The 12,881-nt window shown below is 74.7% G+C and carries 14 protein-coding genes; 8 read left to right on the top strand and 6 right to left on the bottom strand.

Annotated features, from left to right (window positions below; translation table 11 throughout):
* Positions 1 to 49 precede the first annotated feature (49 nt).
* Positions 50 to 1,072, top strand: coding sequence for a PHP domain-containing protein (locus D5H75_RS08020; protein WP_119925675.1), 1,023 nt, complete (start codon positions 50 to 52; stop codon positions 1,070 to 1,072).
* 12 nt (positions 1,073 to 1,084) lie between these two features.
* Here D5H75_RS08020 and D5H75_RS08015 read toward each other — a convergent pair whose 3' ends face one another.
* Positions 1,085 to 1,843 carry a TetR/AcrR family transcriptional regulator gene (locus tag D5H75_RS08015; protein WP_242454053.1) on the bottom strand — a complete coding sequence of 253 codons (759 nt, stop codon included), beginning with the start codon at positions 1,841 to 1,843 and terminating at the stop codon, positions 1,085 to 1,087.
* A 104-nt stretch (positions 1,844 to 1,947) separates the two neighbouring features.
* On the opposite strand from D5H75_RS08015, the gene D5H75_RS08010 reads away from it, so the two are divergent.
* The 3 genes from D5H75_RS08010 to D5H75_RS08000 are packed head-to-tail and all read left to right on the top strand — an operon-like array spanning position 1,948 to position 6,132.
* Positions 1,948 to 3,009 carry an ATP-binding cassette domain-containing protein gene (locus tag D5H75_RS08010; RefSeq protein ID WP_119925674.1) on the top strand — a complete coding sequence of 354 codons (1,062 nt, stop codon included), beginning with the start codon at positions 1,948 to 1,950 and terminating at the stop codon, positions 3,007 to 3,009.
* Positions 3,006 to 3,824 (top strand): ABC transporter permease, encoded by an 819-nt coding sequence (locus D5H75_RS08005; RefSeq protein WP_119925673.1) that lies wholly within the window; start codon positions 3,006 to 3,008, stop codon positions 3,822 to 3,824. Before D5H75_RS08010 ends, D5H75_RS08005 begins: the two co-directional genes overlap by 4 nt.
* 10 nt (positions 3,825 to 3,834) lie before the next feature.
* A complete protein-coding gene (locus tag D5H75_RS08000; protein ID WP_242454052.1) occupies positions 3,835 to 6,132 on the top strand; it encodes an ATP-binding cassette domain-containing protein in 2,298 nt (765 codons plus the stop codon).
* An 80-nt stretch (positions 6,133 to 6,212) separates the two neighbouring features.
* Here the strand turns inward: D5H75_RS08000 and D5H75_RS07995 are convergent, their stop codons facing one another.
* The 3 genes from D5H75_RS07995 to D5H75_RS07985 all read right to left on the bottom strand — a co-directional run bounded on the left by D5H75_RS07995 (position 6,213) and on the right by D5H75_RS07985 (position 8,581).
* Positions 6,213 to 6,650 carry a VOC family protein gene (locus D5H75_RS07995; protein WP_119925672.1) on the bottom strand — a complete coding sequence of 146 codons (438 nt, stop codon included), beginning with the start codon at positions 6,648 to 6,650 and terminating at the stop codon, positions 6,213 to 6,215.
* Positions 6,651 to 6,759: 109 nt separating this feature from the next.
* Positions 6,760 to 7,602 (bottom strand): helix-turn-helix domain-containing protein, encoded by an 843-nt coding sequence (locus D5H75_RS07990; RefSeq protein ID WP_242454051.1) that lies wholly within the window; start codon positions 7,600 to 7,602, stop codon positions 6,760 to 6,762.
* Between the two features lie 202 nt (positions 7,603 to 7,804).
* Positions 7,805 to 8,581 (bottom strand): hypothetical protein, encoded by a 777-nt coding sequence (locus D5H75_RS07985; protein WP_119925671.1) that lies wholly within the window; start codon positions 8,579 to 8,581, stop codon positions 7,805 to 7,807.
* A 124-nt stretch (positions 8,582 to 8,705) separates the two neighbouring features.
* On the opposite strand from D5H75_RS07985, the gene D5H75_RS07980 reads away from it, so the two are divergent.
* Entirely contained in the window at positions 8,706 to 9,233 is a 528-nt protein-coding gene (locus D5H75_RS07980; RefSeq protein ID WP_119925670.1) for an AAA family ATPase, read from the top strand.
* A 3-nt stretch (positions 9,234 to 9,236) separates the two neighbouring features.
* Here D5H75_RS07980 and D5H75_RS07975 read toward each other — a convergent pair whose 3' ends face one another.
* Positions 9,237 to 10,208 (bottom strand): GlxA family transcriptional regulator, encoded by a 972-nt coding sequence (locus tag D5H75_RS07975; protein WP_119925669.1) that lies wholly within the window; start codon positions 10,206 to 10,208, stop codon positions 9,237 to 9,239.
* Positions 10,209 to 10,305: 97 nt separating this feature from the next.
* Between D5H75_RS07975 and D5H75_RS07970 the strand changes: the two genes are divergently transcribed.
* Both D5H75_RS07970 and D5H75_RS07965 read left to right on the top strand, forming a co-directional pair.
* The gene (locus D5H75_RS07970; protein ID WP_119925668.1) at positions 10,306 to 10,704 is read left to right on the top strand and encodes a hypothetical protein; all 399 of its coding nucleotides are present in this window, start codon (positions 10,306 to 10,308) and stop codon (positions 10,702 to 10,704) included.
* Between the two features lie 213 nt (positions 10,705 to 10,917).
* A complete protein-coding gene (locus D5H75_RS07965; RefSeq protein WP_119925667.1) occupies positions 10,918 to 11,622 on the top strand; it encodes a helix-turn-helix transcriptional regulator in 705 nt (234 codons plus the stop codon).
* A gap of 432 nt (positions 11,623 to 12,054) precedes the next feature.
* Here the strand turns inward: D5H75_RS07965 and D5H75_RS07960 are convergent, their stop codons facing one another.
* Positions 12,055 to 12,456 (bottom strand): hypothetical protein, encoded by a 402-nt coding sequence (locus D5H75_RS07960; RefSeq protein WP_119925666.1) that lies wholly within the window; start codon positions 12,454 to 12,456, stop codon positions 12,055 to 12,057.
* A 195-nt stretch (positions 12,457 to 12,651) separates the two neighbouring features.
* On the opposite strand from D5H75_RS07960, the gene D5H75_RS07955 reads away from it, so the two are divergent.
* Positions 12,652 to 12,867 carry a helix-hairpin-helix domain-containing protein gene (locus tag D5H75_RS07955; protein ID WP_119925960.1) on the top strand — a complete coding sequence of 72 codons (216 nt, stop codon included), beginning with the start codon at positions 12,652 to 12,654 and terminating at the stop codon, positions 12,865 to 12,867.
* Positions 12,868 to 12,881 lie beyond the last annotated feature (14 nt).

Genomic DNA, 12,881 nt, shown 5'->3' with positions numbered 1-12,881 from the left:
CGGGCCGTGCGGGAGGGGGCAGGCGGGGATGCGGGGGTAGACAGGGGGCATGGAGCCGGTTGAGGCGTTGCGGAGGATCGCGTTCCTGCTGGAGCGGGCGGGGGAGCCCACCTACCGGGTGCGGGCGTTCCGGGGGGCGGCGCGGACCGTCGGCGAGCTGGGTGAGGACGAGGTGGCGCGGCGGGCCCGGGAGGGGACGCTGACCGAGCTGCCGGGGATCGGGAAGGTCACGGCGCTCGTGGTGGCGGAGGCGCTGGCCGGGGAGACGCCGGTGTACCTGCGGCGGCTGGAGGCGACCGAGGGCGTGCCGCTGGACGAGGCCACGGCGGAGCTGCGGGCGGCGCTGCGGGGCGACCTGCACGCGCATTCGGACTGGTCGGACGGGGGGTCGCCGATCCGGGAGATGGCCGAGGCGGCGATCGCGCTGGGGCATGAGTACCTGGCGCTGACCGACCACTCGCCCCGGCTCAAGATCGCCCGCGGCCTGTCGCCGGAACGGCTGCGCGAGCAGCTCGACGTGGTCGCGGGGCTGAACGCCGAGCTGGCGCCGTTCCGGATCCTGACCGGGATCGAGGTGGACATCCGCGAGGACGGGTCGCTCGACCAGGAGCCCGAGCTGCTGGAACGGCTCGACGTGGTGGTCGCGAGCGTGCACTCCAAGCTGCGGATGGGCCGTGAGGACATGACCCGGCGCATGGTCACCGCGATCGCGAACCCCCACACGGACGTGCTGGGGCACTGCACCGGCCGCGTGGTCAAGAGCGGCGGGAAGCGCGGCGAGATCCGCCCGGAGTCCGACTTCGAGCACGAGCTGGTGTTCGAGGCGTGCCGCCGGTTCGGCGTCGCCGTCGAGATCAACTCCCGCCCCGACCGGCTGGACCCGCCCAAGCGCCTGCTCCGCCTGGCCCACGAGATGGGCTGCCTCTTCTCCATCGACTCCGACGCCCACGCCCCGGGCCAGCTCGACTGGCAGGTCCACGGCTGCGAGCGGGCCGCCCGCTGCGGGGTGCCCGCGGGCCGCGTCGTCAACACCCTCTCCCGGGACGACCTGCTGGCCTGGACCCGGGAGTGAGCGGGGCCCGGCTCAGGTCGCGCGCTCGACGAGCGCCTCGATCCCGTCGAGGATGAGCCGCAGGCCGAACTCGAAGGAGCGGTCGGGGTCGCCCGAGCCGTACTCCTGACCCGCGGCCTGCCCGACGACGGCGGCGTGCGGGAAGCGCTCGGCGTCGAAGACGACCTTCAGGAGGGGTTCGTACTCCTCCCACCACTCCTCGTCGGTCTTGCCGGTGCGCTGCGCCGCCTGCGCCGCCTCGACCGCGGAGCGCGCCGACCCGTGCACGTAGTCGGAGATCATCGTGACCACGAGGTCCATCTCGATCGGGCCGAGGCCGGTGTCGGCGATGGCCCGCAGCTCGTGGTCGTACTTGCCGATGATGTTGGGCCCGAGCACCGACCGGGCGGTGACGGCCTGGAGCAGCCACGGGTGCCGCACGTAGACGGCCCGGCTGGCGCGGGCGACCTGCTCCAGGCGGGCGCGCCAGCCCCCGGGCACGTCGTCGGGCATCTCGGCCTCGCCTATCGCCCGGTCCACCATGAGGTCGATCAGCTCGGCCTTGCCCGGGACGTAGCCGTAGAGCGACATCGCCGTCACCCCCAGCCGCTCGGCCACGCGCCGCATCGACAGCGCCTCCAGCCCCTCGCCGTCGGCGATCCCGATCGCCGCGCCGATCACGTCCTCCAAGGTGAAACGGGGCTTCGGGCCCCGCCGGGGCCGGCTCTCCAGCCCCCACAGCAACTCCATGAGGCGGCGGGGGTCGCCGCTCGCCCTCTGCTCGTTGGTCACGATTTCAGCTCCAGGTCTTGAACTCTCTACAGCGTAGGCTATTCTCTCTCAAGTCTTCTCCATACGGTGTAGACAATACGGTGTAGAGAGTAGGGGTGGAAGTGATGGCCTCGACCGACTTGGCGGTCCTCACCGAGGGCCTGCGCAAGCGCTACGGCGACAAGACCGCTCTGGACGGGTGCGACCTGGCCGTGCGCGCGGGCACGGTGCACGGCGTCCTCGGCCCCAACGGCGCGGGCAAGACCACGGCCGTCCGCGTCCTGTCCACGCTGCTGCGCCCCGACGGCGGCACCGCCCGGGTCGCCGGGCTCGACGTCGTACGGCAGGCCGCCGAGGTCCGCCGCGTCATCGGCCTGGTCGGCCAGCACGCGGCCGTGGACGAGCAGCTCAGCGGCCGGCAGAACCTCGAGATGTTCGGCCGGCTCTACCACCTGGGCGCGCGGGCGGCGCGGGCGCGGGCGGGCGAGCTGCTGGAGCGGTTCCGGCTGGCCGACACCGGCCGCAAGCCCGTCTCGCAGTACTCCGGCGGCATGCGCCGCCGCCTCGACCTGGCCGCCGGGCTGATCCTGGCCCCGCGCGTGCTGTTCCTGGACGAGCCGACCACCGGCCTCGACCCGCGCAGCCGCAACGAGGTGTGGGAGGCGGTCACCGAGCTGCGGCAGGGCGGCGCGACCGTGCTGCTGACCACTCAGTACCTCGAGGAGGCCGACCGGCTGGCCGACGACGTGTCGGTGATCGACGACGGGAAGGTCGTCGCCCGGGGCACCCCGGCGGAGCTCAAGTCCCGCGTCGGCGCCGACCGGGTCGACGTGGTCGTGCGGCGGGCCGCCGACCTGCCCGCCGCGGCGGCGGCGCTCGCCCGGGTCGCCGGGGCCGGGCCCGACGTCGATCCGGAGACCCGGACGGCCGGGGCCCCGGTGCGGGACCGGATCACGGCGCTGTCGGAGCTGCTGCGGACCCTGGACGCCGAGGGCGTCGAGGTGGAGGACGTCGAGCTGCGCCGCCCGACGCTCGACGAGGTGTTCCTGGCGCTGACCGGCCACGCCGCCGGCAAGGCCGCCAGGGGCGGCGCGACCGGCGTGGCGGGCGCGGCGCCGGCGGGCGGCGGCCGTACGGCCGGGCGGGGCGCGCCCGGGGGAAGCGACGAGAAGGAGGCCAGGGTATGACCACGCGGCTTGAAGCGCTGCCGGGATCCCGGCTGAAGTGGGCGGTGGCGGACGGGTGGACCATCACCCGCCGCGATCTGGTCCACTGGGCCAACCACCCGGTGCAGCTCATCGTGGGACTGCTGTTCCCGATCATGATCCTGCTCATGTTCGGATACCTCTTCGGCGGGGCGATGAAGGTGCCCGGCGGGGGCGACTACCGGGAGTTCCTGGTGCCCGGCGTGCTGGCGCTGTCGATGATGTTCGGCATCGAGGCCACGTTCACCGCGGTCAGCACGGACGTCTCGCGCGGGGTCACCGACCGGTTCCGCTCGATGCCGATGGCCGGCTCGGCGGTCGTGGTCGGGCGGTGCGTGGCCGACATGATCAACGCGGCGCTCACGCTGGCCGCGCTCGTCCTGGCCGGGCTCGCCATGGGCTGGGGCTGGCACCGCGGCATCGGGCCGGCGTTCGCGGCGTTCGGGCTGCTCCTGCTGCTGCGCCTGGCCATGCTGTGGGTGGGCATCCACCTCGGCCTGGTGCTGCGCAGCCCCGAGTCGGTGATGGCGCTGCAGATCCTCGTCTGGCCGGTGGGCTTCCTGTCCAACGTGTTCGCCCCGCCCGAGACCATGCCCGGCTGGCTGGGCACCGTCGTGGAGTGGAACCCCATGTCGGCGACCGTCACCGCGATCCGGGAGCTGTTCGGCAACCCGGGCTGGGGCGGCGACTCGTGGATGGCGCAGCACTCCCTGCTCATGGCGGTGGTCTGGCCGGTCCTGATGGTCGCCCTGTTCTTCCCCCTGTCCGTGCGGCGCTACCGCCGCCTGAGCCGCTAGAGGAGACGGAGTGCGTCCCAGCTTCGCGGAACCCGCCCTCGGGGAGCCCGCCGTGACGGAGTGGATCGAGGTGGCGGGGGCGCGGGAGAACAACCTCAAGAACGTCTCCCTGCGCGTCCCCAAGCGCCAGATCACCGTGTTCACCGGCGTCTCCGGCTCCGGGAAGTCCTCGCTGGTCTTCGACACGATCGCGGCGGAGGCGCAGCGGCAGCTCAACGAGACGTTCACCGCCTTCGCCCGGAACTACCTCCCGCGATACGGCAGGCCCGACGTGGACCTGATCGAGAACCTGTCGGCGGCGATCATCGTGGACCAGCGGCGCCTCGGCGGCAACTCCCGGTCCACGGTGGGCACGATCACCGACCTCTACGCCCTGCTGCGGCTGCTCTTCTCCCGCGCGGGGCGGCCGCACGCCGGCTACTCCAACGCGTTCTCCTTCAACGACCCGCAGGGCATGTGCCCGGAGTGCGAGGGCCTCGGGCGCGTGGTCACCGTGGACCTGGACCGGTTCCTCGACCGGTCCAGGTCGCTCAACGAGGGCGCCCTGCTGCACCCCGGCTTCGCCGTCGGCGGCATGCACTGGGGCGTCTACGCCCTGTCCGGGTTCTTCGACCTGGACAAGAGGCTCGCCGACTACAGCCCCGAGGAGTGGCGCGCGCTGCTGTACGGCGCGGACGCCAAGGTCCCCCTGACCTGGCAGGGCGGCACGATCAACGCCAAGTACGAAGGGGTCGTGGAGAAGTTCACCCGGCTCTACATCAAGCGCGACGTCAGCGAGATGTCCGAGCGCAACCAGGAGGTCGTGCGCCGCTTCACCAAGTCCGTCACCTGCGAGGCGTGCGGCGGCGCCCGGCTGAACCCGGCCGCGCTGGAGTCCCGCGTGAACGGCCTCAACATCGCCGAGATGGCCGCGATGGAGGCCGAGCGCCTGGTCGCGGTGCTGGGCGGGGTCACCGAGCCGTCCGTCGCCCCGGTCGTCGCGAGCCTGCGGGACCGGCTGTCGGACCTGGTGGCGATCGGGCTGGGCTATCTCAGCCTCGACCGCGAGACGACCACCCTCTCCGGCGGCGAGTCGCAGCGGGTCAAGATGGTGCGCCACCTCAGCAGCTCGCTGACGGACATGATGTACGTCTTCGACGAGCCCAGCGTCGGGCTGCACCCCCGGGACGTGCACCGGATGACCGAGCTGCTGGTCAAGCTGCGCGACAAGGGCAACACGGTCCTGGTGGTGGAGCACGATCCCGACGTGATCGCCTGCGCCGACCACGTGGTGGACCTGGGCCCGCAGGCCGGCTCCGGCGGCGGGCACGTCGTCTTCCAGGGCGCGGTCGAGGGCCTGCGGCGGGCGGACACCCTCACCGGCCGCTGCCTGCGCCTGCGCCGCCCCCTCAAGACCGCGGTGCGGCGGCCCACGGGCGCCCTGCGCGTCGAGGACGCGTCGGCGCACAACCTCAAGCACCTCACCGTGGACGTCCCCACCGGCGTGCTCACCGTGATCACCGGCGTGGCGGGGGCCGGCAAGAGCACCCTGACCGGGGTCTTCCTCGGCCGGCACCCGGACACGATCGTCATCGACCAGTCCGCCGTGAGCACGTCCCGCCGCTCCAACATCGCCACCTACACCGGCCTGCTCGACGAGATCCGCAGGCTCTTCGCCCGCGCCAACGGCGTCAGCCCCTCCCTGTTCAGCACCAACTCCACGGGGGCGTGCCCGGAGTGCCAGGGCCTCGGGGTGATCTACACCGACCTCGCGTTCATGGACGGCCTCAAGACCGTGTGCGAGGTGTGCGCGGGCCGCCGCTTCAAGCCGGACGTCCTCGCCCACACCCTGCGCGGCCGCACGATCGCCGACGTGCTGGAGATGACCGCGGCCGAGGCGGCGGACTTCTTCCCCGAGAAGCGGCTGCACCCGGTCCTGCGCGCCCTGACCGAGGTCGGCCTGGACTACATCACCCTCGGCCAGCCGCTCAGCACCCTGTCCGGCGGCGAGTGCCAGCGGGTCAAGCTCGCCACCGAGCTCCACAGGTCCGCCCGGGTCTACCTCCTGGACGAACCCACGACGGGCCTGCACATGTCCGACGTGACCCGCCTCCTCACCACCCTCGACCGCCTCGTGGACGAGGGCAACACGGTGGTCGTCGTCGAGCACGACCTCGACGTCGTCCGCCACGCCGACTGGATCATCGACCTCGGCCCGGAGGGCGGCGCGAAGGGAGGCGAGATCCTCTTCCAGGGCACCCCGGCCGGCCTCCTCTCCCATCCCACCTCCCACACGGCCCGCCACCTCCGCCACGACCTGTCCCCCTGAACGCCCCGCCCGCCCCGCCCGGCCCCGGCGGGCGGGGCGGGCGGGGCGGGCGCGCGGCAGTGGTACGGCGGGGGCCCGGGTCAGCGCGGCGGGCCGGTGATGATCCACAGGTGGCCGAACGGGTCGCGGAGGCGGCCCGACCGCAGGCCGTAGGGCCGGTTCTCGATCGGCACGACCACCTCGGCGCCGTGGGCGGTCATGCGCTCGCCGACGGCGTCCGGGTCGCCGGTCTCGATCTCGAGGAGGACCGCGGAGCCGCCGAGGTCGTCCGGGGAGAGCCACCCCCACGACGGGACGGCCGGCGAGACCCGGAAGGACGAGCCCCCGAGCAGATGGACGACGACGCTGGGCCGCCCATCGTCCCCCGGAGGCGAGCGGAATGCCTCCTCGGTCCCGAGGGCGTCCCGGTAGAACGCCGAGGCGCGGCCGGGGTCGGGCACGACGAGACGAGGGGAGACGGTCACCGGCGTGCCGGGGCTCTCGGGCACGCCCGCGGCCGGTGCGGATGGTTCGTTCATGCGCACCATCGTGGGAGCCGCGCGGGGCCGGGGTCTTGAACATCTGGGAACGGCCCAGGCCGGGGGACGGGTGCGCGGCGGCGGGCCGGGACCCGCGCCCGCCTGCCGGTCAGCGGCCCAGCACTGCCGGTCGGCGGCCCAGCACTGCCGGTCGGCCGCCCAGCACCGCCGGGCCCTCGGCGCGCAGCCACTCGGTCGGCGTGCACCCCGCCATGGCCCGCCACTCCCGCGACAGATGCGCCTGGTCGGCGAACCCGGACGCGGCGGCCACCGCCGCCAGGCCGGCCTCCCCGGCGCGGGCGGCGGCCACGAGCCGGCCCCGGGCGGCCTCGAAGCGGACGAGCCGCTGGTACTCCTTCGGCGTCACCCCGAGCTCGCTCCGCACGACGGCGCCCAGGTGCCGCCGGGAGCACCCGAGGAGCCGCGCCGCCTCCTCCACCCGCCCGGCCCGGCGCAGCGCCGCCAGCGCGGCCCCCACCGGAGACCGCGCGGCCCGCTCCCCGTGCCTGGCCAGTCCGGCGAGCAGGGCGTCCTCCAGGACCTCCCGGCGCGCCCCGTGGGGGCGGGCGGCCAGCCGTTCCGGCAGATCCGCGAGCTCCGGCACGACGTCGGCGAGCTCGGCGGCCCGCCCGGCCGGCTCCGACGCGGGGACCCCCAGCAGCGCCCGGGCGCCGAGCGGGGTCAGCCGCACCCACACGCCCCGCGCCGGCCCCTCCTGCCGCAGCTCCGCCGCCCCCAGATGGAGCCCCGCCACCACGGCCCGCATCCGCCCGGCCGGCCCGCTCCGCCCCGCCCACGCGACCTGGACCGGGTCCTCCTCCGGGATCATGATCGACAACGTGGACGAGGGCAGCCCGCGGTGCACGCCCGCGCCCGCCGCCCCGAGGTCGTACGGCGCCAGCGTCACCACGAACGCCCCCAGCGGCGCCCGCCCGGCGGAAGGACCACTCACTCCCGCAACGCTACGTCCCCCTGCGCCCCAGCGACGCCGCCCCGCCCCTGACGCCCCGCGCCCGCGCGCATCCCGCCCCGCGCGGACGGGGTCCCGGCCCTGACGAGAGGGCCACCGCCGATCGCGGCCGGGAGGGGACCGGCCACGTGGTCCGCCGCCCCGGCGGCCGGACGGCGGCTCCGGCGGGCCGGGGAGCGGCGGGTCAGGAGGCGCGGGCGGGGGTCTGGGGGCGGGCGGCGCGCCAGATGCGGTCGAACTGGTCGGTCCAGTAGGCGTACCAGCGGGCGCTGTCCTCGCGGGTGATCTCCAGGTGCATGCGGGAGGAGTTGGACTCGTTGTGGTAGCCGTGGAACTCCACGATCACCACGCCGTGCTTCTCCGCCGGGTCGATCGCCACGAGGCTGAAGCCCGGGTTGTACTGCATGAAGCGGTACTGGAAGGAGCCCGGCAGGTCCCAGTCCCGCATCAGCTCCAGTTGCTGGACGACCGCGTGGATCGCCGGCCTCAGGCGCTGGAGGGGGAAGTCGAGGGAGTCGTCGAGCTGCCGGGCGGCGATGTCCACCGCCGGCTTGGCGTGCGGGTCCAGGATCACGACGCGCACCGCCCCGTCGGGACGCGACAGCGCGGCCGTGCGCAGCGCCTCGCAGTTCTCGGGGGAGAGGAAGTTGATGCCCGACGGCGCGAAGAGCCACAGCTCCCGGCAGCGGGCGAGGCGTTCGTTGAGGGGCCGGTCCACGAACGCCGAGCGGTCGGCGAGGACGTGGTCCAGCCCGGTGACCACCGCGTGGTCCGGGATCGTGATCCGGTAGACGAGCAGGCTCAGCGCGGAGAGCGCGATCCCCCAGCGCAGTTCGTCGGTCAGGAGGCCCCCGACGACCGACAGGACGGCGAAGACGAGCGCGGCCAGCGTGATCACGTAAGCGTCGATGTTGCGGCGGTCGCGGATGTCGCGGCCGATCCGCCGGAGTGTGCGCCGCATGCTTCCATCATGCGCCCCCGGAGCCGCTTTTCGTCAGAGTGACGGAAATTTGTCGTCAAAGTGACGAAATAGGCGGCGCGGCGGGCGGGAGCCGTACGATCATGGCTAGGGGAGGGAGGCCCGGGTGGAACGGGTGCTGGTCGCGGGCATCTCCGGATCGGGGAAGACGACGATGGCGCGGGCGGTGGCGGAACGGTGCGGCCTGCCCCGGTACGAGCTGGACGCCCTGCACCACGGGCCCGGCTGGGTGAAGCGGCCGGAGTTCGAGGCCGAGGTCGAGGAGTTCAGCCGGGGCCCGCGCTGGGTGACCGAGGCGCAGTACTCCTCGCTCGGCGACCTCCTCTGGTCCCGCGCGGACACCGTGATCTGGCTCGACCTGCCCCGCCGCACGGTCATGGCCAGGGTGGTGCGCCGCTCGCTGTGGCGCGCGCTGACCCGGCGCGAGCTGTGGAACGGCAACCGCGAGCGCTGGCGGGACTGGCTCGGCCCCGAGCACCCGATCCGCTGGGCCTGGTCCGGCCATGCGCGCAAGCGCCTCTCCGTCGCCGAGCGCGTCCGGCGGCACCCGCACCTGACCGTCGTGCGCCTGCGCACGGCGGGCGAGGCGGCGGCCTGGCGGCGGTCCCTGCGCCCGCCGGTCCCGCGCGACTGAGGCTCAGGCGCTGGCCTGGGCGGACTGGGTGCGGCGGTAGTGCGAGGGGGCGACGCCGTACCGGTCGGTGAAGGCCTGGCGCAGGGTCTCGGCCGTGCCCAGTCCGCAGCGGGCCGCGATGGCCGACATCGGCAGCGAGGTCGTCGCCAGCAGGTTGGCGGCCGCCTCGACCCGCGCCCGCCGCACGTAACGGCCCGGGGACTCCCCGAGGTGCTTGAGGAACAGCCGGGTCAGGTGCCGCTCGCTCACCCCGGCGGAGGCGGCCAGCGCGGCCGCCGACAGGTCCTCGCGCAGGTTGGCCGCGACGTGGTCCACGATCCGCCGGACCAGCGTGTCGGCGGGCGGCGGAGCGTCGGTGAACATGCTCATCTGCGCCTGGTTGCCCGGCCGCTGCAGGTAGGTCACCAGCACGCGGGCGACCGCCCGGGCCAGCTCGGGGCCCAGGTCCTCCTCGACGAACGCCAGCGTGAGGTCCAGCGCGCTCGTCACCCCGGCCGAGGTGGAGACGTTCCCGTCGCGGATGAAGATCGGCGCCGGGTCCACGGCCACGCGCGGGTGGTTGAAGGCCAGGGTGGAGGCCCACTGCCAGTGGGTCGTGGCCCGCCGCCCGTCCAGCAGCCCGGCCGTGGCCAGGATCTCCGCCCCGGTGCACACCGACGCGACCCGGCGGCTCTCCCGGGCCAGCCGCCGCACGTGCGCGATCAGCAGCCGGTTGGACACCGCGTCCAGGTGCCCGATCCCGCCGGCCACGACGAGGGTGTCCAGCGGGCCGACGACCTGTTCGAGGGTCTCCTGCGCCTGGAGCACGAGCCCGCTGGCGGTGGTGATCGGCCGCCCGCCCGGCGTGGCCAGGCTCACGGCGTACTCCGGCCGCCGGGAGTGGAAGTTGGCGGCGATCAGCGTCGAGGTGACGGAGGCGATCTCCAGCAGCTCCGCCGCCTCGTACCCGACCACAACCACGCGCCGCTCGCCCATGCGCCGATCGTACGTGCGAAGGACCGCCATCCCAAGGTTCCGGACAGGACGGGCGCCGCCCCTCGCCCGGGCCCGCGCCGGACGGCACGCTCGTCCCATGAACGCGATCCCCACGAAGAGCGGCTGGTTCCGCTTCGCCCTCCACTACGTCGAGATGATCATCGCGATGTTCGCGGGCATGCTCCTGCTCGGCCTCCTGCTGGACCTGGCCGGGCTGAGCCCCTCCTACACGCGCGACCCCGAGCCGGCCTACCTGGTCATGGCCTTCGACATGTCGGTCGGCATGGCCGCCTGGATGCGCTTCCGCCGCCACGGCTGGGCGAGCACGCTGGAGATGTGCGCGGCGATGTTCGCGCCCGCCGTGCCGCTGTTCCCCCTGCTGTGGCTGGGCGTGATCGACCCGCACGGCCTGATGATGATCTCCCACGTCGCGATGTTCCCGCTCATGCTCGCCGTGATGCTCCGCCGCCGCCATGAGTACCTCTCCCACCACTGACCGCGCCCCGAACCTCCCGCCCCGGACCTCCCGCCCCGGACCTCCCGCCCCGGACCTCCCGCCCCGGACCTCCCGCCCCGGACCTCCCGCCCCTCCCGCGCCCGCGCCGGCGTGCGGCCCCGCGGCCGTACGGCTCGCGCGGGCGTCACGCCGTACGGAACGGTCACCGGCGGGGGCGCGGGAAATGTCGGTGGCGGGGGTTAGCGTGACGGGGTGAACCGCACGGACCGGCTCTACGCGATCGTGGAGGAGCTGCGCGCCATCGCGCCGCGGGCGCGCACGGCGCGGGAGCTCGCCGCGCGCCACGAGGTGAGCGTGCGCACGATCGAGCGCGACCTGTCCGCGCTGCAGCAGGCCGGCGTGCCCATCTACGCCAGCCCGGGCCGGCGCGGGGGATACGCCCTCGACCGCTCGATGGCCCTGCCGCCGGTCAACTTCACGCCCGAGGAGGCCGTGGCGGTCGCCGTGGCCCTGAGCGCCGAGCGCACGCCGTTCGTCGCCGAGGCCCGCAGCGCGCTGCGCAAACTGCTCGCCGCCATGCCCCGGTCCGGCCGCGACATGGCCCGTGACATGGCCGGGCGCGTGGCCGTCGTGAAGCCCCCGGAGGAGCGGGCCCCCAACCCGGTGCTCCGCGTGGTCGAGGACGCCGTCATCCACCGCCGCGTCCTGCGGATCGAGTACGGCGACGCGGCCGGCGCCCTGACGCGCCGCGTGGTGGAGCCGGTGGTCCTCCTCGGCGGAGCCGCCGGCCGCTGGTACCTCGTGGCCTGGTGCCGCCTGCGCCGCGACAGCCGCGCGTTCCGGCTCGACCGCGTCATCTCCGCCCACCCCACGGGCGAGACCGCCCCCGACCACCCGGCCCGCGGCTTCCGCTCCGACCTCCCGCCCAGCGTCGTGGGCGCCAACGCGTTCGACTGACCGCCCCGCCCGCCGCCTCTCGCCCGGCCGGTGCGCCGCCGACCTGTCCGCCGGGCCGCCGGACCCCGTGATCGGAGCAGCCGGACGCTCCGGCGAGGAGCCGGGGATGAGCGGCGACCTCACGCGCGGGAGCCACGCGCCGCCCGCCCACGCCCGCTGCCCGCCCGGGCGGTCCGGTGCCCGTCCGCCTCCTGTGCCGGGACCGTTCCAAGCGGTCGTCCGTTGCTGGCCGGGCCGTTCCCGCCCGCCGGTCAGGTCACGCTCGAACGCCAGGCGGCTGGTGCTCGTTCGTGTCCTGGGGTGGGTGGTCGGGCGTCGCCTACCGCCGGTCCGGGTGGGCGTTTCCCGCCTGGTTGAGAGGGGAGGCGCGCCTGGTGGGCGGGGTGGGGTTCGTCGCCGTCGGGGCGGGGGCCCGTGCGGGCCCCGGCGTCCTCAGCCGTCCGTGGGGTGGCGGGCCTTCTCACCGGGGCGTGCGGGCCCGGGCGGGTCCGGGGGGTGGTGGAGGCGCTTGGCCGCGAGCGCGCCCGGCCAGAGGGAGGCGAGCGCGGCGAGCAGCATGAGCGCGTCGAGCAGGACGTGCCCCGAGACGTGGGTGTAGGCCAGGAAGACGGCCCAGATCGCGAACATGACGCCCCCGGGCAGTTGCGCGGAGTGCAGATCGCGACGCGGGGCGGGGATCCCCGCTGTGCAGGGGCGACGGGACGAGGGGCCGTCCGGCCCGGAGCGCCGGAAGCGGACGTGGTTGACGAACGCCGCCAGCGCCAGGAGGGCGGACGCGAGCACGGCCCACCAGGGAGCGTGCGGGAGCGCCGTGAGCCCGGCCGGGTCGCCCATCGCCCCTCCTCACCGGACACGCGGCGGAGACCCGTCTCCGCCCCAGGGAACGGCAGATCCCCCGATGATGGCCCGCCCCGCGCCCCGTGACAACGGGCCGGGACGCGGAGCCGTCCCGGCGCGCGGGGCGATGAGTTCGGGGGCGTCGCGCCGTACATGTGTCGGAGGATGGGCCTCGACTCGAAGGAGGAGGACATGGGCGGGAACGACGTGGCGGAGGAGGGCGCGTGGCCGGACGGGATGGGGGCGCCCGCGCGGGGCGCGCTGATCGCCGCCGGGTACACGCGCTTCGAGGAGCTGGCGGGGGCCGACCCCCGGGAACTGCTGCGGATCCACGGGGTCGGGCCCAAGGCGCTGCGGCGGCTCCGGGAGGCCCTGGCGGAGAAGGGCCTGCGGTTCGCGGGGGAGTGAGCGCGCCGTGACCG

It is taken from the genome of Bailinhaonella thermotolerans, from assembly GCF_003594875.1.
GTDB classification, from domain to species: domain Bacteria; phylum Actinomycetota; class Actinomycetes; order Streptosporangiales; family Streptosporangiaceae; genus Bailinhaonella; species Bailinhaonella thermotolerans.
This window is presented reverse-complemented; position numbering and strand designations above follow the sequence as displayed.